The 20,051-nt window shown below is 61.5% G+C and carries 20 protein-coding genes; 2 read left to right on the top strand and 18 right to left on the bottom strand.

Going from position 1 to position 20,051, the window contains the following annotated elements:
• Positions 1–412 precede the first annotated feature (412 nt).
• A complete protein-coding gene (locus ACS8Y6_RS17575; RefSeq protein ID WP_440851610.1) occupies positions 413–1,105 on the bottom strand; it encodes a transposase in 693 nt (230 codons plus the stop codon).
• A 239-nt stretch (positions 1,106–1,344) separates the two neighbouring features.
• Between ACS8Y6_RS17575 and ACS8Y6_RS17570 the strand changes: the two genes are divergently transcribed.
• Positions 1,345–2,256 (top strand): DNA adenine methylase, encoded by a 912-nt coding sequence (locus tag ACS8Y6_RS17570; RefSeq protein ID WP_440856173.1) that lies wholly within the window; start codon positions 1,345–1,347, stop codon positions 2,254–2,256.
• On the opposite strand, the gene ACS8Y6_RS17565 is transcribed toward ACS8Y6_RS17570, so the two are convergent.
• From ACS8Y6_RS17565 to ACS8Y6_RS17505, 13 genes are all read right to left on the bottom strand, one after another.
• Complete coding sequence (locus tag ACS8Y6_RS17565; protein ID WP_440856172.1) at positions 2,198–3,631, bottom strand: hypothetical protein; 1,434 nt, start codon at positions 3,629–3,631, stop codon at positions 2,198–2,200. The genes ACS8Y6_RS17570 and ACS8Y6_RS17565 overlap by 59 nt on opposite strands.
• A 330-nt stretch (positions 3,632–3,961) precedes the next feature.
• Positions 3,962–4,285: a hypothetical protein gene (locus ACS8Y6_RS17560; RefSeq protein WP_440856171.1), complete on the bottom strand. Its 324-nt coding sequence runs from the start codon at positions 4,283–4,285 to the stop codon at positions 3,962–3,964.
• Positions 4,286–4,519: 234 nt separating this feature from the next.
• The gene (locus ACS8Y6_RS17555; RefSeq protein WP_440856170.1) at positions 4,520–4,822 is read right to left on the bottom strand and encodes a type II toxin-antitoxin system RelE/ParE family toxin; all 303 of its coding nucleotides are present in this window, start codon (positions 4,820–4,822) and stop codon (positions 4,520–4,522) included.
• Complete coding sequence (locus ACS8Y6_RS17550) at positions 4,819–5,091, bottom strand: YlcI/YnfO family protein (RefSeq protein ID WP_440856169.1); 273 nt, start codon at positions 5,089–5,091, stop codon at positions 4,819–4,821. The genes ACS8Y6_RS17555 and ACS8Y6_RS17550 overlap by 4 nt, the downstream gene beginning before the upstream one ends.
• A gap of 83 nt (positions 5,092–5,174) precedes the next feature.
• Complete coding sequence (locus ACS8Y6_RS17545) at positions 5,175–5,537, bottom strand: gamma-butyrobetaine hydroxylase-like domain-containing protein (protein WP_440851320.1); 363 nt, start codon at positions 5,535–5,537, stop codon at positions 5,175–5,177.
• 871 nt (positions 5,538–6,408) lie between these two features.
• Positions 6,409–7,812, bottom strand: coding sequence for an ATP-dependent protease ATPase subunit HslU (gene hslU / locus ACS8Y6_RS17540; RefSeq protein WP_440856168.1), 1,404 nt, complete (start codon positions 7,810–7,812; stop codon positions 6,409–6,411).
• Positions 7,805–8,347, bottom strand: a complete 543-nt coding sequence (gene hslV, locus ACS8Y6_RS17535; protein ID WP_440851318.1) for an ATP-dependent protease subunit HslV — start codon at positions 8,345–8,347, stop codon at positions 7,805–7,807. Before hslV ends, hslU begins: the two co-directional genes overlap by 8 nt.
• Before the next feature lie 138 nt (positions 8,348–8,485).
• The gene (locus tag ACS8Y6_RS17530) at positions 8,486–9,598 is read right to left on the bottom strand and encodes an ABC transporter ATP-binding protein (protein ID WP_440856167.1); all 1,113 of its coding nucleotides are present in this window, start codon (positions 9,596–9,598) and stop codon (positions 8,486–8,488) included.
• A 324-nt stretch (positions 9,599–9,922) separates the two neighbouring features.
• Positions 9,923–10,690, bottom strand: a complete 768-nt coding sequence (locus tag ACS8Y6_RS17525; RefSeq protein ID WP_440856166.1) for an SDR family NAD(P)-dependent oxidoreductase — start codon at positions 10,688–10,690, stop codon at positions 9,923–9,925.
• Between the two features lie 387 nt (positions 10,691–11,077).
• Positions 11,078–11,908 (bottom strand): carbohydrate ABC transporter permease, encoded by an 831-nt coding sequence (locus ACS8Y6_RS17520; protein ID WP_440851315.1) that lies wholly within the window; start codon positions 11,906–11,908, stop codon positions 11,078–11,080.
• Positions 11,905–12,792, bottom strand: coding sequence for a carbohydrate ABC transporter permease (locus ACS8Y6_RS17515; RefSeq protein ID WP_440856165.1), 888 nt, complete (start codon positions 12,790–12,792; stop codon positions 11,905–11,907). The genes ACS8Y6_RS17520 and ACS8Y6_RS17515 overlap by 4 nt, the downstream gene beginning before the upstream one ends.
• Positions 12,793–12,797: 5 nt before the next feature.
• Complete coding sequence (locus ACS8Y6_RS17510) at positions 12,798–14,234, bottom strand: substrate-binding domain-containing protein (protein ID WP_440856164.1); 1,437 nt, start codon at positions 14,232–14,234, stop codon at positions 12,798–12,800.
• A 21-nt stretch (positions 14,235–14,255) separates the two neighbouring features.
• On the bottom strand, positions 14,256–15,302 hold the full coding sequence (locus ACS8Y6_RS17505) for an NAD(P)-dependent alcohol dehydrogenase (RefSeq protein WP_440856163.1): 1,047 nt from the start codon (positions 15,300–15,302) through the stop codon (positions 14,256–14,258).
• Positions 15,303–15,599: 297 nt separating this feature from the next.
• Between ACS8Y6_RS17505 and ACS8Y6_RS17500 the strand changes: the two genes are divergently transcribed.
• Entirely contained in the window at positions 15,600–16,559 is a 960-nt protein-coding gene (locus ACS8Y6_RS17500; RefSeq protein WP_440856162.1) for a helix-turn-helix domain-containing protein, read from the top strand.
• Between the two features lie 142 nt (positions 16,560–16,701).
• On the opposite strand, the gene xerC is transcribed toward ACS8Y6_RS17500, so the two are convergent.
• From xerC to ACS8Y6_RS17480, 4 genes are all read right to left on the bottom strand, one after another.
• Complete coding sequence (gene xerC, locus ACS8Y6_RS17495) at positions 16,702–17,640, bottom strand: tyrosine recombinase XerC (protein ID WP_440851310.1); 939 nt, start codon at positions 17,638–17,640, stop codon at positions 16,702–16,704.
• Between the two features lie 14 nt (positions 17,641–17,654).
• Positions 17,655–18,365: a DUF484 family protein gene (locus tag ACS8Y6_RS17490; RefSeq protein WP_440851309.1), complete on the bottom strand. Its 711-nt coding sequence runs from the start codon at positions 18,363–18,365 to the stop codon at positions 17,655–17,657.
• A 74-nt stretch (positions 18,366–18,439) separates the two neighbouring features.
• The gene (dapF, locus tag ACS8Y6_RS17485; RefSeq protein WP_440856161.1) at positions 18,440–19,288 is read right to left on the bottom strand and encodes a diaminopimelate epimerase; all 849 of its coding nucleotides are present in this window, start codon (positions 19,286–19,288) and stop codon (positions 18,440–18,442) included.
• Between the two features lie 18 nt (positions 19,289–19,306).
• Positions 19,307–19,897, bottom strand: a complete 591-nt coding sequence (locus ACS8Y6_RS17480) for a copper chaperone PCu(A)C (RefSeq protein WP_440851307.1) — start codon at positions 19,895–19,897, stop codon at positions 19,307–19,309.
• Positions 19,898–20,051 lie beyond the last annotated feature (154 nt).

The raw sequence follows: 20,051 nt of genomic DNA, 5'->3' as shown, positions 1-20,051 counted from the left end.
ACCCTACCGCCGCGCCATCGCCGTGTATATCAAAAGTCCGACATTTCATACCTATGTATTACTCAGCTTTTCGATAGGCGTACATTTTCAGGCAATTATTCGACTTTTGTATAAATGGCCCGATCTCGGAATGATCGTTTTTGTGACGACGCACTAAAAGTCATCTGTTTTTATCTAACGCCTCGACTCCGGGAAATAGCAAAGCAATCACACCGCCCTGAACCCTTGCCATATGGGCACCACAACGCCAGACCCGGTCGCAAGGACGGAACCCGCGGGATGCCATTCATGGCTCAATGGAGCTCAAACGCAAACTCCACAAATGGCCCCTTTGACTCCAAATTTTTATCTATTTGCGCGACACTTAGGACAAAAGGAGGACAATAGGGGAGCGACCACGCCCCACTCTGACCTAGTCCGGCTTTTTTCTTGGCCTACCCGGCGTCCCGCGGCTCACGCGTCGTCCCAGCATCGCCGCGACTTGCTGCTCGAATCGCTCGGTGCCCAGCACATAGTTACCGTGGGTCGCCTTGCGGATTTCATCCACTAAACCGGGGTTCAGTTCGTATCGGAATAGTTCGCGGTACGCGGCCTGGCGATCGCCCGGGCTGTCGCCCAAGGCGTCGTAGAGCGGGTGCGAGGTGATCAGGCGGCTTTGCTCGCCCTGCCCGTTCACACGGTAACTGGACCATCGGTAGTCGGCCGGGTGCGCGACCATCTCGGCTCGGACGGGGTTGAGTTCGATATAGCGGTAGCATCCCATCACGTAGTGCTCTTCCTGTGCCAGGCAAGAGCGGAACCGTCCCTCCCAGAGCGTGCCGCTGCGTCGATAGGTGCGGTTCACATACTGAACGTAGCGCTGGCCGAGTCGTTTCATGAGTCGACCCGCGCCAGCGGCAGTCTGCGCACTCAAAAGCAGGTGCACGTGGTTCGTCATCAACACGTAGGCATGTATGGCCACGCGCTCAATGGCTGCATATTCTTGCAGCCACTCCAGATAGAAGCGGTAATCGTCGTCAGCGAAAAAACAGGCTTGCCGGTTGTTGCCCCGCTGGATGATGTGGAGCGGTATGTTGGGAAGTATGACGCGCGGACGTCTTGGCACAGCTTTATTCAAATGCGAACCAAAGTCGGAGTGTATCACTTAATCGTGGTCTGTCCCCTATTATTCCGTGTCCCCTATTATTCCGTCATGGCGCAATCATGGCATTAAGCGACAGACCACGGTTCTGTCACAACCCGCGGTGTACCACTTAATCGTGGTCTGTCCCCTTTTGCCCACAGAGATTATCTCGCCGTCCAAAAACGCTGGCCATCATCGCAAACGTAAGGCACAATCTAACAATGCAGACCAGTTTCCATACGCCACTACGCTATCCTGGCGGAAAAGCTCGTCTAGGGCCATGGATCGCATTCACAATGCGACATAACCATATCAGCGGTGGAACCTACGCTGAGCCATACGCCGGAGGCGCTGGCGCAGCGATATTTCTGTTGCTAAATGGGTTCGTGAAAAATATTGTCATAAACGATATAGATCCAGCAGTCCATGCATTTTGGTATTCCGTTCTTAACGATACCCAGCGCCTTATTTCGCTTGTGCAGAAGACCCCCGTAACACTAGAAACTTGGTATACCCAACGAGAAATACTCGCAAAGGGCGATCTTGCGGATCCTCTTAGCCTTGGTTTTGCCTGCTTTTTTCTCAACCGCACGAACAGGTCAGGGATACTGACCGCAGGAGTGATTGGGGGCACAAAGCAAGACGGGAAATACCTTATCGATGCTCGCTATAACCGGAATGGCCTAATCGATCGCGTGGAAAAAATCGCGCGAAAACGAAACTCAATTACGCTCAGAAATCTAGACGGACAGCAATTTATCGCTGAATGTGTACACCGCCTTGATAGCCGGTCTCTCCTTTATCTCGATCCACCCTACTATAATAAAGGTCCAAAGCTTTACCGTAATCATTACGACCACTCAGATCACGAGGCGATCGCCGAACAAGTACGAAAGGTCGAAACCCCGTGGTTAGTGAGTTACGACGACGCAGCTCCCCTCAAGAAATTCTATGAGGACGTCAAGTCTTATCGCGTCAGACTTACTTATTCTGCCAACGAGTCACGCGCAGCTTCAGAGCTTCTTTTCTACAACAACCTCGCCCTTCCAATGGCCCCAGTGCTTAGTCGTACACCTACTGGCTACCCCCGACACTGGGATTCGCTGGTTTCGAGCGATCTAGCAACCATATGAGAAATGGACTCAGGCTTTGAAATGACTGCGCTATCTGCGCTGCATGGAAAGAGTGATGCTCCGCGTCATGCTTATGTAAGTTGCCTTCATTGTTGATCGTGTCGATAGCTGTTTGTAGCCGCTTTTTCTCCTCACGATGAGACGAAAAGTTTGACACCTCACCTTTGATAAAGCCGTAGCTATCAGTTGCATCAGCTTTTACCTTCGCGCCAAGTATCTCGAGAAATGCCCATGCACCAATCCACCCAAGGGTCGGATCGTTCGCGAGGGATACTTTGCAGAGTGAATCGTAAAGTGAGCGCGCCTTCACAAATCCTTTTAAATCGAGCTTTTCAGCCAAATCCGAGTCGAAAGTGATTTTTTTCGGCATTCGAGGCCGAGACCTAGGTTTTTGCTTCTTACCACCCGGCGAGGCGGTCTTATCTGACTCACAACTCGAAGACTCCTCTTCGTCAGATGTATCATCGGTTCCTTGGCTAGATTCTGGACCTTTCTCCTGAGTGCGCTCTCCTGCAACTGTACTATTAGACTTGGAGTTCTGACCAGCCGTGTTAGACCCATATTCCTCTTTTAACAGACGATCGATATTTTGAGCGTCTGCGTATACCGCGCCAGCTCTTCGCGACAGAGATATTTCCCCTCGCTGAATCATCGTCAGAAAATCGCGGGCGAGCTTCAACGCCTGGCGGCGTTTGGCCGAGGCGCATTTGTTACTTAGCCGTTTCTGCGACTCTGCGAAGACAGAGCTCTCCAGATAGTTTCCAGCGACCGCGCGACGTACTAGACGCCTAAATATATCGTGAGAATATTCTCTACTGTCTATGAACTCGTGCACGCCCGCGTCTTGACTTGCTAGCTCCATTAACAGAGCCATCGCCTTCCAATCCGCCCCTTCATGGTTGTGATCGTAGCCAAATCTGGCTGCCGCTAAAGCGCTCCAATCAAGCCTACGCAGTCCTCCACTAGCTGAATGACGTTCATACACCGTCCTTAATATCAACGATTTATCGGACGATGTTTGAGCCTGAATCTTGTCGAAATCGACTTTTAGACGACTAGACAGGCGGACGGCCAACTCCCTGGTTGACTTGTCAGGGGCCATAGTGCTCGGGTCGTACAACACTTTGAGCGCTGATAAACGACGATTCCCATCGAGTACGATGTGATCGCCTGAATACTCGTCGACGAAGACGAGCAAAGGCTCTCCCAGATCATCATCTGCGAGGCTTTCCATTAAGTTCTTGAAATATGCGCGATTGCTAGCAAAGATTTTCTCGATACACGCCCGCTGGTCGGCGGCCTTGCTAAATCGGTAATTCTCTTCGTCGAGCTGTAATGTATCGATATTGAACTGGTTTACGGTGTCAAATCGCAAGACTCTCCCCTGATGCCATTCGGATCGCTATGACACAACGCGATGCCGTCCATTATTGTGTCAGAGCTTACCTCAAGCCGTATATCTCTGAGCTGCTGGCTCGTTAAAAGTCGGATTCGCCCCGACGTGCGCGCCACAGGCCATCGAGCTAGTCCCGAGCCGATCAGCTGCTGGGCCAGTTCGCGCCCGTCGATCTCAACGCCCGACCTTGAACGACTCCGCACCTCTTAGCGCGGCCATATTGGACAGCTTGGCGCTACGCGCTTGCTCTTTTTTCAGCCTGGCATTTGCCACGCACGATTAGGGTCATGTCTTGTGCTGTGCATCTGATCACCACCTCGGAATCCCCCGCTCCGACAACACAACCTTCCGCCCAGCCACGTCATACCGCACATACTCCTGCCACCCACGCCGACAGCGCAGATACGCCCGGTTCAACACCTGATGCGTCAACGCCAGGCATTCCGTCTTGGAGCGCGGCGCCACGGTCACCCATTGGGGCTGCGAATCGGCAAGTGGCTGCATCGCAGCCTGGCCAACACCGGCGCCGAAGCCGCCGACGGCACGCCCGAGGTAATGACTGACGGATTCCGCCTGAGCGGAGACGGCGGCCGTGCTCAGAACGAGCGCGACGGCCAGGATGCGGGCACGCATGAGATGATTCCCCGGTATCGATAACACGCGGCCGGGCTCCAATTTGGCCGGCTGCGACCCCCCTTCGTACTCCCTGCATAGCACAATAAAAACCGGGGGCTCAATCAGCCATTCGCGCCGGCTGGCGAAAAGATTGACGATTCAATGAGTTGGTCTTCGAACGATCGGTTGCGAGCGCAGATTGGAACGCGCCACGGGTGGCCAATGCGTTCAACACGCAGCCCGAATAGCCAATCAGTCGAAGTAATCCGCTTCACGCTGATGGCGTACCGCGACGATGGCAACAGTCTCATCGTCGCGAATCTCGAACAGCGCGACATACCCGGCTCGCCTGAAGGGAATGATCGTTTCTCGCAAGAACGACAGGTCGGGGCTCGCCCGCCGGCAACTAAAAGGGAAGTCGGATAAGTAATCGACGGCCCGACGCATCGCCATTCGGGCTTTTCCCCCGGCCACCGGGTCTCGCTCATCGAGGAGCCGATAGAGCCTGAGCAGATCGCGACGCGCGCTGGCGGTAAAGACAACGCGATAGGTCATGCCCCGCGTTTTTCGGCATTTTCTTTCGCAATCTCGTTGAGTTCACCGAGTACGCCTTCAGCCGAAAAATATTCGCCGGTTCGCTCGGCCTCGTCCCGCGCCGCCAATCCCCGCCGAATGAACTCGGCCTGGCTTTCGCGCTGATAGATCTCGTCGCGAATGGCGGTTTCGACGAAGCTGGAGAGCGTCTCGCCCTCTCGCAGTACCCGCTCGGCCGCTTCACGAAGCTCGGGCGTGACCCGAAGCGATGGAATGGATGCGGTTTTCATGCGACGTCATCCGCGCGTTGCATTTGCGATGCAGTCACGATAGAACGCTCGGGACGACCGTGCCAGGGGATGGTGCCGGCTTCTCAATGCCAGAGCTTGTCCCGCGTCGCCCCCGCCTCTTCGAGCCGCTTGATGTAGTCGGCCCAGTTGGCTTCGTAGTTCTCGCCCAGCTCGCGCAGGGTGTCCCAGGAGAAGATGCCGGTGTTATGGCCGTCGTCGAAGTGCAGCTGGATGGCGTAGTTGCCCACCGGCTCGATCTGCTCGACGCCGACATCCTTCTTACCCGTCACAAGCTGCATGGGACCGCCGTGGCCGCGGACTTCGGCCGAGGGCGAGTAGACGCGCAGGTATTCCAGCGGCAGGTTGTAGGTGGCGCCGTCTTCGAAGACGACTTCGAGCACCTTGGATTTCTGGTGGAGGGTGATGTCGGTGGGGGCTTCGGCCATGGGGGCGTCCGTTTGGTCGTTGGGGCGTTCATGATCCGCGTGTGGGGGTGTTGGAAGCAACCACGCTTTGCGATGTTTGCTGGGGTTTGCGTGCAGGGTTGGATGGGCTCGGTGCCGAGCCACGACTCTGGTGGTTCTCGGTGCTTGAGGTTTCGCACTGATGTGCGACTCCCTTTCGTTTGCTTGTCCAAACGAAAGGAAGCAAAGGAAAAGACACCCTACCTTGCGCCGATGCTACGCATCGGTGCCCTGCGCGGCTCCGGCCGCAAGAGGGACAGCCGCGAAACTCGCGCTGCTACGCAGCACTCAGACACACGGCTGTCTTTTTCCTCTTGCGCCCTCCACTGCTCGGCGCTGCGCTCAAGGGGACCCGAATACAGACACGGCCCGCGATACGTTGGAATACTCGCGATGCTTGAGAGATGGGTTTGTATTACGTCCCGTCTGAGGCGACGGAGACGCGCAGCGACGACGGGTGTCCGGCGCATGCGCCGGTGCGGCCAGCCTGTCTGAGCGTCGCCAAAGCGACGCGAGTTCTGGCCGCATCCCGTCGTCGCGAGCATCGGAGTGGACCGGCGAAGCCGGCGCCGATGCGGGTGTCTTTTCCTTTGGTTACTTTCGTTTGGACAAGCAAACGAAAGTGACTCGCGCATCAGCGCGAAACCAGAGCCCAACTTGCCCCGTGGTTCGAATCAACCCGCCCAAAATCACCCAAATCTGGTTAAACAAGTCGCACATCAACACGAAACCCGCCCAGCCCCGCGCTGTACAGGCCCGCCATCCATACACATCAACAGACACAAAAAAGCCGGAGCAGGAATCCTGCCCCGGCTGGTTCGAGCCGCAAAGCGCCCGACCGCCGACCTGTCGACTACAGAATATAGCGCGACAGGTCTTCGTCTGCAGCAAGATCCTTCAACTTGCTGTCGACATAGGCGGCGTCGACGGTGAGCGTCTCGCCGGATTTGTCCGGCCCTTCGAAGGAGATTTCTTCCATCAGGCGTTCCATGATGGTGTGCAGACGCCGGGCGCCGATGTTCTCGGTGCCTTCGTTGACGTTGAACGCCATCTCGGCGATGCGCTTCACGCCATCGTCGGTGAAGGCGATGGTCACACCCTCGGTATTCATGAGCGCGATGTACTGCTCGGTGAGCGAGCAATGCGGCTCGGTGAGGATGCGTACGAAATCCTCGGCCTTGAGCGCATCGAGCTCGACGCGGATCGGCAGACGCCCCTGCAGTTCGGGGATCAGGTCCGACGGCTTGGCCACGTGGAACGCGCCCGAGGCGATGAACAGGATGTGGTCGGTGCGGACCATGCCGTACTTGGTCGAGATGGTGGAGCCTTCCACCAGCGGCAGCAGGTCGCGCTGCACGCCTTCGCGGGAGACATCGCCGCCCGAGCCGCCGCCGGCGTCCGAGCGCTTGCAGACCTTGTCGATCTCGTCGAGGAAGACGATGCCGTTGTTCTCGACTTCGTGGATCGCCTGGGTCTTGATCTGCTCTTCGTCGACCAGCTTGGCGGCTTCTTCGTCGACCAGCTGACGGTACGCATCCTTGATCCTGATCTTGGAGCGCTTGGTCTTATTCTGCCCGCCCATGTTCTGGAACATCGACTGCAGCTGGCTGGTCATCTCTTCCATGCCGGGCGGCGCCATGATCTCGACGCTGGCCTGGCTCTGGCGCAGTTCCAGCTCGATCTCCTTGTCGTCGATCTTGCCTTCGCGCAGACGCTTGCGGAACACCTCGCGGGTGGCTGTGGATTCGGTGGCCTTGGAGGAGTCGTCCCAGTCGTTGTGCTTGGGCTTGGGCAGCAGCGCGTCGAGAATGCGTTCCTCGGCCGCGAGTTCGGCGTCGTTATGCACGCGCTTCTTGGCTTCCTCGCGCGACATCTTCATGCCAACTTCGACCAGATCCTTGATGATCGAGTCGACTTCCTTGCCGACATAGCCCACTTCGGTGAACTTGGTGGCCTCGACCTTGGTGAACGGCGCCTTGGCCAGCTTGGCCAGACGACGCGCGATCTCGGTCTTGCCGACGCCAGTCGGCCCGATCATGAGGATGTTCTTGGGCGTGATTTCGCCGCGAATGGCCTCGTCGAGCTGCATGCGCCGCCAGCGGTTGCGCAGGGCGATGGCGACCGAGCGCTTGGCATCGGCCTGGCCGATGATGTGCCGATCGAGTTCGGCGACGATCTCGCGCGGCGTCATCTGCGAACGCGGCAGTGCGCGCTGCGAGTCTTCGGCTTCGATGGCTTGGGGGGCGGTATCACTCATAGTCGAGCACCTCGACGGTGATGTGGTGGTTGGTATAAATGCAGGTATCCGCGGCGATATGCATCGCTTTTTCGGCGATCTCGGACGCGGGCATGTCGGTATTCTCGAGCAAGGCGCGGGCCGCGGCCTGGGCATAGGAGCCGCCGGAGCCGATCGCCATGCAGCCGTATTCCGGCTCCATGACGTCGCCATTGCCGGAGAGCATGAGCGTGGCGGTCTTGTCGGCCACCAGCAACAGCGCTTCCAGCCGGCGCAAGGCGCGGTCGGTGCGCCAGTCCTTGGCCATGTCGACGGCGGATTTCACGAGCTGACCGTTGTGTTGCGACAGCTTGCCCTCGAAGCGCTCGAACAGCGTGAACGCATCGGCGGTACCGCCGGCGAAACCCGCCAGAACCTGCTCGTCGTAGAGGCGGCGCACCTTGCGGGCGTTGCCCTTGAACATGGTGTCGCCCATCGAGACCTGCCCATCGCCGGCGACGGCCACCTGGCCGTCGCGACGCACGGAAAGAATCGTTGTGCCGTCGAATTGCTTCACCGGGTCACCCCGCATTGTGTCACGTGAACAACGTTGTGGGGCCAGGCGCGACCCGATTCAAGCACGGGCACCGGCGCGCCGGTTCGGAAACGGTTCAGCCAGCAGCGAAACCGCGTTTATCGGCAATGAATGGCCAACCTACGCGGCGCGGTCGTGCTGGCTGTTGTCGATGCCGATGAGCGCGGCGCCGGATTCCGGGTCGAACAGGTACAGCTTGTCGGCCGCGCAGGTCAGCGTGACATCGTCGCCCATGGCCACCTGCTGGTGCGGTTCGATCTGGGCGGTAAGCGTGCTCTCGCCCACCTTCACCTGGATCATGGTGAGCGAGCCCAACGGCTCGACCACTTCGACGGCGCCGAACAGCCGGCAGGCGCGATCGTCGCCGGTCGCCAGGTGCAGATGTTCGGGCCGGATGCCGACGCGGACGCGGCCCCGCCCTGCCACGAGCCGGCGGCGTTCCTCGTCCAGCGCCAGGCCGTAATCCGGGCCGCTGACGCGGTTGTCGCTGATGTTGGCATCGAGGAAATTCATCGACGGCGTGCCGATGAAGCCGGCCACGAACTCGTTCGACGGATGCTGGTAGAGGTTGTTGGGGGAATCGATCTGCTGGACGATGCCGTCCTTCATCACTGCGATGCGCTGGCCCATGGTCATGGCTTCGGTCTGATCGTGGGTGACATAGAAGGTGGTCACGCCGAGCTTGCGGTGCAGTTTGACGATCTCGGCACGCATGTCGACGCGCAGCTTGGCGTCGAGATTCGACAACGGCTCGTCCATCAGGAACACCTGCGGCTGGCGCACGATGGCCCGCCCCAGTGCCACACGCTGGCGCTGGCCGCCGGACAGGGCCCGGGGTTTGCGATCCAGCAGGGGCTCGATGCCGAGCACGGCCGCGGCTTCGTCGACCCGTTTCTTGATGTCGGCCTTGTCGTATTTCTTGAGCTTGAGGGAGAAAGCCATGTTGTCGCGCACGGTCATGTGCGGGTACAGGGCATAGCTCTGGAACACCATGGCGATGTCGCGATCCTTGGGCGCCACGCCGGTGACATCGCGATCGCCGATCTTGATTTCGCCTTCGGTGTGTTCCTCCAGCCCGGCGATCATGCGCATGGTGGTGGTCTTGCCACAGCCCGACGGGCCCACCAACACCACGAATTCGCCGTCTTCGGTGACGAGGTTGAAGTCCTTCACCGCCAGGTCGTCCGAGCCCGGGTAGCGCTTGCCGACGTTGTTGAGTTCTACGACTGCCATGGGTCTTTCCTCTGAAACTATTTCTATCCGCAGATCAGCACAGACCGGCGAATGAATACAGACGTTTTATCCGCAGATTTCACAGATATACGCAGATTAAGCGCGGAAGGCGCTGCAGAACCGGAGGCATCGCTGCCGTCGCGATCACCGCAAGCCCTATCCGCAAACCAAAATCGAACCCTTCCAATCTTTTTGTCTTCAATCTGCGTCATCTGCGTAATCTGCGGATGAATGCCTTTCTATCTGTATTCGATCTGCGTGAATCTGCGTCGATCTGCGGACAATCCTTCTTCTTCGCTCGCCCCGTGTCCTCGGTTTGGCGGCCTACCAGAGCGTATAGCCCCCATCGATCTTGAGGATCGAGCCGGTCATGAAGCTGGAGGCCTCGCTGGCGAGGTACACGACGGATGGGCCGAGCTCTTCCGGCGTGGCGGCGCGCTGCATTGGCGCATCGTCGATCCAGTAGGGTTTGAACTTCGGATCGTTCACCGGCGCCATGTCGGTGCCGACATAACCCGGCGCGATGGCATTCACACGGATGCCGCTCGGCGCCCATTCGGCCGCCAACGACTTGGTGAGCTGGTGCACGGCGGCCTTGGAGGCGTTGTAGGCCGGCTGCATCTGCGGGCGGTTGACGATCTCGGCCGAGATCGAACCCACGTTGATGATGTTGCCCGAGCCACGCTCGGCCATGCGCCGACCCACCGCCTGGCAACAGTTCCACAACCCGTGCACGTTCACATCGAAGATCTGGCGCCAGCCTTCGGGCGTGACCTCCAGCGCCGGCTTGTGCTCACAGGTGCCCGCGTTGTTGACGAAGATATTGATCGGGCCGAACGCGGACTCGATCGAATCGAGCATCGGCTCGATGGCCTCCACGTCGGTCACGTCGGCGCCCACGGACATGGCCTTGCCGCCGGCCTCGCGGATGGCCGCGGCTACATTCTCGGCCTTGTCCACCCGCCGGGCGACGATGGCCACCGCCGCCCCCGCCTCGGCCAGCGCGTGGGCGAGCGCTTCGCCAATCCCGCCGTTGCCGCCGGTGACCACCGCCACCTTGCCGGTCAGGTCGAATTTCGACATCACTGCCATGAATTACTCCTCGTGCGGCTAAGCCGCTTCTGTTTAGTCCGCTGATGAAAGCGAGGCACTTTGTCCGCAGATCGACGCAGATGCACGCAGATCTGAATACAGACTGTTACCCACAGATTTCACAGATGTAGACAGATTGGCGCGGAGAACAATGCCGAAATAGAGACATCACATCCATCGCGATCACCCTCGCCTCGGCGGCGAATATCGAAATTAAAACCACAAAATTTTTGTCTTTAAATCTGTGGATCAATGCTTTCTGCCTGTATTCGATCTGCGTGCATCTGCGTCGATCTGCGGATAACCGTCTTCTGTCTGTATTCAATCTGCGTCATCTGTGCAATCTACGGATCACCGTCTTTCTTAAGTTCGCACCCCAACGTCGGCTTATTTGACCGCACCCAGCGTCAGCCCGGTGACCAGCCAGCGTTTGACCAGCAGGCCGAATACGGCCATTGGGCAGACAACGACCGTGCCGATGGCCAGCAGCTTGCCCCAGTCGATGCCGGTCTGCGTGAGCAGCTGGGCGGCGGCGATGGGAATGGTCTGCGTGCCCGGGCCGGCGAAGGTGGCGGCGAACGCATAATCGTTCCAGGCGAAGATGAAACACAGGATGGTGGTGGTGGCGATGCCGGGTTTCATCAGCGGCAGGGCGACGTGCCAGAACACCTGCCATTTGGTGGCGCCGTCGATGCGGGCCGCCTCTTCCAGGTCGCGCGGCAGATCGTCGAAGAAGGCCGTCATCAACCAGATCGCGAACGGCAGGTTGAAGCTGAGATACGCCACGATCAGGCCGCTGTAGCTATCCAGCATGTGCAGATAACGGAACATCAGATACAACGGCACGATCACCGCCGCGATCGGGGCCATGCGTGTGCTGATGATCCAGAACGCCAGATGATCCTTGCCGCGAATCTGGATGCGCGACAGGCCATAGCCCGCGGCAGCGCCCAGCACCACCGCGATGAACGTGGACACGCCGGTGGCGATCAGGCTGTTGACGACGTTGTGCCAGAGATTGTTGCCGCCCGAGAACAGCGCCCCGTAGTGCGCCAGCGTGGGCGCAAAGAACAGTTCGGGCGGATAGGCGGTGATCGCGTTGTTGGGTTTGAACGACGACAACACCATCCAGGCGATGGGCACCAGCGTCCAGACCAGCATGAGCGCGATCAGCAGCCAGCGGACGAGCGTGCTGAGCGGATGGCCCCGGGTATTCATGCCACGGCCTCGTTGCGTTTGAGCACGCGCACGAACACGGTCGCGATGACGATCGAGAACACGAGCATGGTCAGGCCCACGGCCGAGGCATAGCCCAGATCGAAGAAGCGGAAGGCGATGTCGTACAAGCGGATCGGGATGATCTTGGTCGAATCCGCCGGGCCGCCGTTGGTGGTGATGAAGATGATCGCGAAGAAGCGAATCGCGTCCATCGCGCGGATCAGCAGGGCCACCAGCAGAATCGGCAGAATCGACGGCAGGATGATCGACACCAGCTTGTGCCGATAACTGGCGCCATCGACCTCGGCGGCCTCGATAATATCCGTCGGCACGGCCGTGAGCCCGGCCAGCACGATGAGCGCGACCAGCGGCGACCATTCCCAGATATCCAGCGCAATCACCGCCGCCAGAGCGGGCCCGACCGAGCCCAGGATATTGCCGTCGTACAGCCCGGTGGCGGACAGAAACCACGAGTACAGTCCGAAGCTCGGATCCAGCAGGAACCGCCCGAGCAGGCCGACGATGATCGGCGCGATGAACATCGGAATCAGCACCAGCGACAGCACGATGTTGCGGGCCTTGATCAGGCTGTGGATCAGCAGCGCCATCACCGTGCCGACCATCATCTCCGCGCCTACCGTAGCCGCGAAATAGATCACGCTCAGGATCCAGCTCGAGCCGATGTCCGGATCGCTGAACAGATGCTTCCAGTTGGCCAGCCCGATGAAGTCGAACGACAGTCCGCCGATGAGCCCGACCTTGCTCAGGCTCATCCAGATCATGGTGAACAACGGAATGAACGAGATCGCCGCGAGCAGGAGCAGAGCTGGCGACATCATCGCCAGCTCGAAGCCCTGCCCGCCGCGGCGCGCCTTGCCTGCCATGGTCGCTACGCGCCCGTGGCCGAGTCGATCTTGTGCTTGGCCGACTTCATGGTCTGCTCGGGCGACTGCTGACCGGCCAGCATCTTGGACAACTCGGTGAACACCGCCGTATCCGCCTGGTTCCACGACGGAATCTTGGGCCGCAGGCCGATGTGGTCGCTGTCCCAGGCCACTTGCATGGTGTCGGCCGTGAGCATGTTGGGCATGTCGGTCGGCGGGTGGCTGGCCTTTTTCACCTCGGGCATGTTGTAGACCGAAGTGCGGGTCGGCGTGCCGCCGCCTTGCTTGCTCTTGAGGCCGGCGAGCTGGGTCTGCGGCGAGGTGGCCCAGACCACGAACAGCCAGGCCGCGGTCTTCTGCTTGCCGGTGGCGTTGCCGTTGATTCCGATACCGGTGCCGCCATACAGGTTGGCGCTGCGCGCGGGGCCCGTGGGCAGCGGCGCATAACCGACCTTGCCCTTGAGCTTGCCGGATTCCAGCGAGCCGGCGAACTCGTGCCATTCCGGCATCATCGCGAAGCGATCGTTCTCGAAGGCGTTGGCCACGCCGGTCCAGTCCCAGCTCGTGCTGCCCGGATCGGCGATCTTGAGCAACTTCTGGTAGAACTGGGCGGCCTGGATCGCGGCCGGCTGATCCAGCGTGCACGGGCCCGGCTTGGCCGTACCGAGCAGGCCGACCTGGTCGCCATTGTGGAAATACTCGCCGCCGTAGGCCATCAGCACGTTGGAGAAATCGCACATCAGCGAGTCGTACTGCTTGGCCTGGTGGCCGGTGCCGTACTTCACTTCCTTGACGTGATCGCCGTTGAACCACTTCGCGATCTGGTAGTACTGCTCCCAGGTGATCTTGTCGGACGGCGTCGGGTCGAAGCCGAGATCCTTTTGCATCTGATCGTGGTACTTGTCGAACAAGTCCTTGCGATAGATCCAGATCATGGTCGGACAATCGTAGGGCAGCGCATACAGCGCCTTGCGATTGCCGAAATAGCCGGCCGCGCCGAGCTGGGTCGGGATGAAGTCGCCGAGCCCCTTGGGCACGGCCGGCAGCCCATGCTTGCCGTTGAGCGTGTTCAGATCCATCAGGCCCTGGTGATAGGGGGCGACCACCTGATACGGGTCGGCATAGATCACGTCGTAGGCGCTGCGGCCGGAGCCGAAGTCCAGTGCCACCTTCTTGACCAGATCGCCGAGCTCGAGCTGGGTGATCTTGACGTCGATGCCAGTGAGTTTCTTGAACGGCTCCAGATTGGCCGCGATCGCGGTGGTCGGCGGCGTGTTCTCGGAGATGAACTGAATGGTCGTGCCGCTGGCCTGTTTCCAGGTCTTGTCGTCGGCCATGGTCTGGGCCAGCGCAGTACGAAACGACCCCGCGCCCAGTGTGGTCAGGGCGGCAGCGCCGCCCAGGCCCTTGAGAATATCGCGGCGTGAGTGATGAATGGTCATGGTCCGGCCTCCTTGTGTGTTCTATTTATCCAGCAGGATCTGCAGCTTCACGTCGCTCGGCTCGCCGCGGGCGGCGCGCTCGAAGGCGGCGACGCTGTCGGCGAAGTCGAACGTTTCTGAAATCAAAGGCTTGAGGTCGATCTTGCCCGAGGCGATCAGGGCGATCGTACGGTCGTAGACATTGGCGTAGCGAAACACCGTCTCGATCGAGATTTCCTTGGCCTGGGCGGCGACGATGTCGAAGGTCACCGGATCCACCGGCATGCCCACCAGTACCAGCGTGCCGGCCGGACGCACGCAGGCGAGCGCATCGTCGTACACCTTCGGGCTGCCACTGGCCTCGAACACGACGTCCGCGCCCCAGCCGTCGCCGCAGCGAGCGACCACGGCATCGGGAAGCGATTCGCGGGCCACGTTGACGGTGGTGATGCCGTCGTAGCCGGCCGCGATCTCGAGCTTTTCGTCGACCAGGTCAGAGACGATCACTTCACTGGCCCCGCCGGCCAACGCCGACAACGCGACCATCAGCCCGATCGGCCCGGCGCCGGTGACGACACAGACATCGCCCGGCGTCATGCGCGCCTTGACCGTGGCCTGCATGCCGATCGCCAACGGCTCGACCATCGCGCCCTCGGCGAACGACACGTTGTCCGGCAACTTGTAAGTGAAGGCCGCGGGATGCACCACCTCCGGCGTCAGGCAGCCATGGATCGGCGGCGTGGCCCAGAAGCGCACGGCGGGATCGACGTTGTAGACCCCGAGCTTGGCGGCACGGGAGGTCATGTCCGGAATACCCGGCTCCATGCACACCCGGTCGCCTACCGCCAGCTCGGTGACCGCCGAGCCCACTTCGGTGATGGTGCCCGAGGCCTCGTGGCCCAGCACCATCGGCTCGTTGACCACGAACGGGCCGATCCGGCCGTGGGTGTAATAGTGGACATCGCTGCCGCAGATACCGACGGTATGCACATGCACGCGCACGTCATGCGCGCCGAGCTCCGCCGGCAGGTCGATCTCTCGCAGGGACAATTCGTGCTGTCGTTCCAGCACCAGCGCCTGGGCTTGCATTGCGCCTCCTCAATTCCTGGCCGCGCACGGCTTAAGTTACCGTCGACGCTACGGCTGCACCCGGCGAGCGGACTAGACCGGATTTTTCGCCCGATCTGTACTTTTTTTCACGACCTGAGCCCCTTCTCGCTGATAATCCTGCAAGAATGAATAGTTACCGACATCGTCCGGGTTTGGAAAAATGCTTGATACAGCAATCAGTACGACTAAAGCAGGACGCGAAATCAGGCGCTTGTCGGCCGCACCGCCGGCCGTGGATCCGCCAGCCGGCTTATTGCGCGGCGTAACAGGCGCGATATGAGCGGCCCCTATCCCCGGCCTGGCGAACTGGGCGAGCCGGTCTACGAGAACATCGCCCACGATCCGCGCCACAGCTTTTACTGGCATACCCACGGGTTTCCCTCGCCGCTGGCGAAATGGAATTTCCACCCCGAGTACGAGCTGCATCTGATCCGGCATTCCTACGGCCACTACATGGTGGGGGACTACGCCGGCCGGTTCGGGCCGGGCAACCTGGTGCTGGTGGGGCCCAACCTGCCGCACGCCTGGTTCAGCGACCTGCTGCACGACGACGACGTCATCGAGCAGCGCGACGTGGTATTGCAGTTTCGCGGCGAATGGTTGGAATCGTTGATGCGCCTGTGCCCGGAACTACGCCGGGTGGAACGGCTGATACAGGACACTGGCCGCGGCGTGCTGTTCACCGGCGCCGATGCCCAGGACGCCGCGAGCCGACTGGAAGCCATGGGCCACCAGGACGATGTGGCACGTGTCTCCACGCTGATCGAGCTGCTGGGCCGGCTGGCGCGCAACGACTATCGGCTGCTGACCAGCCCGGATTATCACCTGCGGCATGCCGGCGTGCGCTCGGAGCAGGTGGACGCGATCCTTCAGCACCTCCATCGCCACTTCAACCGCCATATCAGCATGACGGCGGTCGCACGCTGGCAAGGCATGACGCCCTCGACCTTCTCGCGTTTCTTCAAGCAGGCGACCGGCGATACGTTCGTCGCCTTCGTGCGCCGGCTCCGGATCGACCATGCCTGCCGGTTGCTGCTGGATCCGCGCTATTCGGTGGCCGATGTCTGCTTCATGGCCGGCTACAGCAATCTGTCGAACTTCAACCGCCACTTCCGGCGGCTGACCGGCACCACGCCGCGTGAATACCGGCAATCGCTGGCCGAGGACGCCGCCGCCCATGCGGCCGAACCCGGGCGGCGCGCCGCCACGCGTCGAGCCGCGTCACACAGTCTGTAAACAGATTATCCGCAGATGGACGCAGATCTACGCAGATGCGATGAGCGCAGATTCTGTGGGAGAACGCGGCCCATAAGCAGGCTGCATCCAAAAGACACTGCGCGAGAGCGTGTCGTCAGGCAATACGCCTTCGCATCACGCCCTAATCCTCGGCCTCGCCATGCGCCCGGGGGTGGGCGGCGTCGTAGATGCGCGCCAGATGCGAGAAATCCAGATGGGTGTAGATCTGCGTGGTGGAAATATTGGCGTGGCCGAGCAGTTCCTGCACCGCGCGCAGATCGGCCGAGGATTCCAGCATGTGGGTGGCGAAGGAATGACGCAGTTTGTGCGGATGCAGATGCACCGGCAGGCCATGGCTGATCGCCCAGCGCTCCATCCGCGCCGCCACACTGGAACGCGACAGCCGGCTGCCGCGACGCGAGACGAATAACGCCATTTCGCCGGGTGCCGCCAGATTCGGGCGCGCGCTGAGCCAGTGTTTCAGTGCCACCGCGGCCCGTGAGCCGACCGGCACCGTGCGCTGGCGATTGCCCTTGCCGATCACGCGCGCCTCGCCGGCCGCGAGATCGAGATCGGTCACGTCCAGCCCCACGGCCTCGGCCAAGCGGATGCCGGCGGTGTAGAACAATTCCAGCATGGCGTGATCGCGCACTTCGAGCGTATCGCCCGGCGTGGCGTCGAGCATGGCCGCGAGATCGTCGACATCGATGGTTTCCGGCAGGCGCGCCGGTTTTTTCGGCGCGCGCACATCCGCCGCCGGGTTGGTCTCGGACAGCCCCTGACGCATGCGCCAGACATAGAAGCTGCGCACGGCCGAGGCCAGCCGCGCCAGGCTGGTGGGCCTGGCGCCGCCGCGATGGCGCGCGGCCAGCAGGTCGCGCATGTCGGCCGGCGTGACCCGGCGCCAGTCGTCGATGCCGCGGCCGGCCAGATAATCCGCGGCCGCCGCCAGATCGCGGGCATAACCGGCCACGGTATGCGCCGAGGCCCGGCGGATGTGTCGCAGGTGATCGAGATAATCCGCGATCGCGCGCTCCAGCGCCTCGCGTTTCGATGTGTGCGTGTCGCCACTACCGGCCATGGCGCGACGACCGATCAGGGCAACACGTCGGTGCCGAGCAGACGACGCAATGTGGCCGTGAGCAGGTCGCCGAACAATTCCACGAACAGCGTGCCCATATCGGCAGTGAAGCGTTTCGGATCGGCACTGGCGAGCACGATCGCGCCATGTATGTCGTGCTGGCCCAGCGGGATCATCGCGGCGCTGGTCATCAGGGCATCGTCGCCGCCGGCGAACAAGGCCTTGGATTGGGTCGCGCTCAATTCGCCGCAGATCGGCTTGCCCCGACGAAATACATTGGTCAGCGCCCGGCTGGCGTCGGCGTCATCCTCCAGCGGATGGATACTGTCGACGGTCGTCGGCAGCGTGCCCTGCATGCCGACATAGACGCAGTCCACGGCCAGATGATCGCCCAGGCAACGCGTGAGCGACGCGATCATGGGATCGACCTCGACCGCCCCGGCCATGATCCGGGCCACGCGATTGAGCTGGACCACGCGCTCCTCGTTGCTCCGGGCGGCGGCCAGCAGCTCCTCGAAGCGCGACTGGATCCTGGCGTTGGTATCGCGCAGTACGCGCACCTGGCGCTCGATCAGCGAGACGGCGCTACCCGAGGCATGCGGCACATCCATGGCCTCGAAGGCCTCGGGATGCCGGCGCAGAAAATCCGGATGCGCGGCGAGATAGGCCGCGACCTCGGATTCGTCGAGATCGATCGATACAGGCTGTTTTTCGGCTTCGTTCATGGCAGGCGATCTTTTCGGTGGCGGTCACCGGCGGGGCAACAAACGCGCCATGCACGGCGACAGCGGTTCAGGGCTCATCGCCCCTGATCAGACGATAGCAGTTTCCCCTCGAAAACGCGTTCCGCCGGCCCGATCAGCACCGCCGACGCATCGGCGCTTTCCCAGCGTATACGCGCGCTGCCGCCCGGCAGATCCACCCGCACGTCGGCGTCGAGATCGCCGGCGGCAATGCCGGTGACCACCGCCGCGGCCGCCCCGCTGCCACAGGCGAGCGTCTCGCCGGCGCCGCGCTCGAATACGCGCAGACGGATGTGATCGCGCGCCACGATTTCACAGAAACCCACATTCACACGCTCGGGGAACGCGGGGTGGCGCTCCAGCGCCGGACCGATACGCTCGACCGCGGCGCTCGCCACGTCGGGCACACGAAGAACAGCGTGCGGATTGCCCAGCGATACCGCGGCAAACGTCACCGATTGGCCGGCCACGTCATCCAGCCGGTAACTCGGCGCGCGATCGAAACCGGCCAGCGGAATGCGCGCGGGTTCGAACTCGGGCACGCCGAGGGCGACGGCGAAGGTGCCATCATCGAGCGCCTCCAACGTCATCCGGCCGTCGCGGATATCGACCACGATGCGGCGCTTGTCAGTCAGCCCGGCCTCGCGCACATAGCGCACGAAACAGCGTGCGCCGTTGCCGCACTGGCCGGATTCGCTGCCGTCCGAATTGAGGATGCGGTAGGCGAAGTCTGCTTCCGCGCTGCGCGGCGGCTCGACGATCAGGATCTGATCGCAGCCGATGCCGAAGCGGCGGTCGGCGATACGCCGTGCGGTCGCCGGGTCGAGCGCGATCGGCGCCCGGGTGGCGTCGAGCACCACGAAGTCGTTGCCGAGCCCGTGCATCTTGGTGAAGGTCAATGCCATGGCTTGCATCCGTCGCGATCAGTTCGCGGTCTTGGAGTCGTCGGTCGCCCCGGCGCCGCCGCCGTCGCGCCCGTCCTTAATCACCTGCTGGCGATCGGCGGCATCTTCCTGATCGCCCGCGGGCGGCAGATTGCCGTGCCGATCGCGCACCGTCGCCGTGGTGGTCAGCCTGGCATGCTGGCTGCCGCAGATCACGCTCAGATTGATGTGGTCGCCCGCGCTATAGGCCCGGCTCGGCGAGTAGAGTGCGACCTCGCGCTCGCCCGGCCTGAATGCCATCTCGGCGCCGCCTTTCACCGTGAACGGCGCCAACGGCTGGGCGCCGCCATTGGCATTGTTCGCGGCCTGCGCGGCCGCCGCCTTGTTCTGGAAAATCGCCCGATCGAAGGCATTGCTGGCCACGCCGTTCACGGTGACCGGCGCCGACCCGTCGTTGCGCAGGGTGAAATAGCCGAGCATCTCGCGCGAACCGGCATGCGCGGGTGTGACCCAGGCATCGTGAATGGCGAGCTGGCCACAGTCCGACGCGGCGCCGGGCTGCCCACAGCCGGCCAGGGCGCCGGCCAGCCCGGCCGCCGCCAGCAGAGAAAGAATCGACGAATGCCGCATGCGCTGCGCTCCCGTGTGGTGCTCGCGGTGCCGATTGCGCCGATCGGCCCATGCTCTTGTCAAACGCGTATTTTACCGCCAAATATCTAGGGCCTGTTCCCGTTTCGTGCGAGCGCCGCGTTGGCGTCCGCAAATCGTGTCCGGCAAGGCGCGA

The organism is Salinisphaera sp. RV14, from assembly GCF_052044135.1.
Taxonomy (GTDB): Bacteria; Pseudomonadota; Gammaproteobacteria; order Nevskiales; family Salinisphaeraceae; genus Salinisphaera.
The sequence above is the reverse complement of the archived record's forward strand: the minus strand, read 5'-3'. Positions and strand labels throughout refer to the sequence as shown.

What these genes read in the sequence shown, in the direction of transcription:
- ACS8Y6_RS17570 (WP_440856173.1), top strand. Translation starts at nt 1,345, where the DNA reads ATGCAGACCAGTTTCCATACGCCACTACGCTATCCTGGCGGAAAAGCT.
- ACS8Y6_RS17560 (WP_440856171.1), bottom strand. Translation starts at nt 4,285, where the DNA reads ATGCGTGCCCGCATCCTGGCCGTCGCGCTCGTTCTGAGCACGGCCGCC.
- ACS8Y6_RS17555 (WP_440856170.1), bottom strand. Translation starts at nt 4,822, where the DNA reads ATGACCTATCGCGTTGTCTTTACCGCCAGCGCGCGTCGCGATCTGCTC.
- ACS8Y6_RS17550 (WP_440856169.1), bottom strand. Translation starts at nt 5,091, where the DNA reads ATGAAAACCGCATCCATTCCATCGCTTCGGGTCACGCCCGAGCTTCGT.
- ACS8Y6_RS17545 (WP_440851320.1), bottom strand. Translation starts at nt 5,537, where the DNA reads ATGGCCGAAGCCCCCACCGACATCACCCTCCACCAGAAATCCAAGGTG.
- hslU (WP_440856168.1), bottom strand. Translation starts at nt 7,812, where the DNA reads ATGAGTGATACCGCCCCCCAAGCCATCGAAGCCGAAGACTCGCAGCGC.
- ACS8Y6_RS17530 (WP_440856167.1), bottom strand. Translation starts at nt 9,598, where the DNA reads ATGGCAGTCGTAGAACTCAACAACGTCGGCAAGCGCTACCCGGGCTCG.
- ACS8Y6_RS17525 (WP_440856166.1), bottom strand. Translation starts at nt 10,690, where the DNA reads ATGGCAGTGATGTCGAAATTCGACCTGACCGGCAAGGTGGCGGTGGTC.
- ACS8Y6_RS17520 (WP_440851315.1), bottom strand. Translation starts at nt 11,908, where the DNA reads ATGAATACCCGGGGCCATCCGCTCAGCACGCTCGTCCGCTGGCTGCTG.
- ACS8Y6_RS17515 (WP_440856165.1), bottom strand. Translation starts at nt 12,792, where the DNA reads ATGGCAGGCAAGGCGCGCCGCGGCGGGCAGGGCTTCGAGCTGGCGATG.
- ACS8Y6_RS17510 (WP_440856164.1), bottom strand. Translation starts at nt 14,234, where the DNA reads ATGACCATTCATCACTCACGCCGCGATATTCTCAAGGGCCTGGGCGGC.
- ACS8Y6_RS17505 (WP_440856163.1), bottom strand. Translation starts at nt 15,302, where the DNA reads ATGCAAGCCCAGGCGCTGGTGCTGGAACGACAGCACGAATTGTCCCTG.
- ACS8Y6_RS17500 (WP_440856162.1), top strand. Translation starts at nt 15,600, where the DNA reads ATGAGCGGCCCCTATCCCCGGCCTGGCGAACTGGGCGAGCCGGTCTAC.
- xerC (WP_440851310.1), bottom strand. Translation starts at nt 17,640, where the DNA reads ATGGCCGGTAGTGGCGACACGCACACATCGAAACGCGAGGCGCTGGAG.
- ACS8Y6_RS17490 (WP_440851309.1), bottom strand. Translation starts at nt 18,365, where the DNA reads ATGAACGAAGCCGAAAAACAGCCTGTATCGATCGATCTCGACGAATCC.
- dapF (WP_440856161.1), bottom strand. Translation starts at nt 19,288, where the DNA reads ATGGCATTGACCTTCACCAAGATGCACGGGCTCGGCAACGACTTCGTG.
- ACS8Y6_RS17480 (WP_440851307.1), bottom strand. Translation starts at nt 19,897, where the DNA reads ATGCGGCATTCGTCGATTCTTTCTCTGCTGGCGGCGGCCGGGCTGGCC.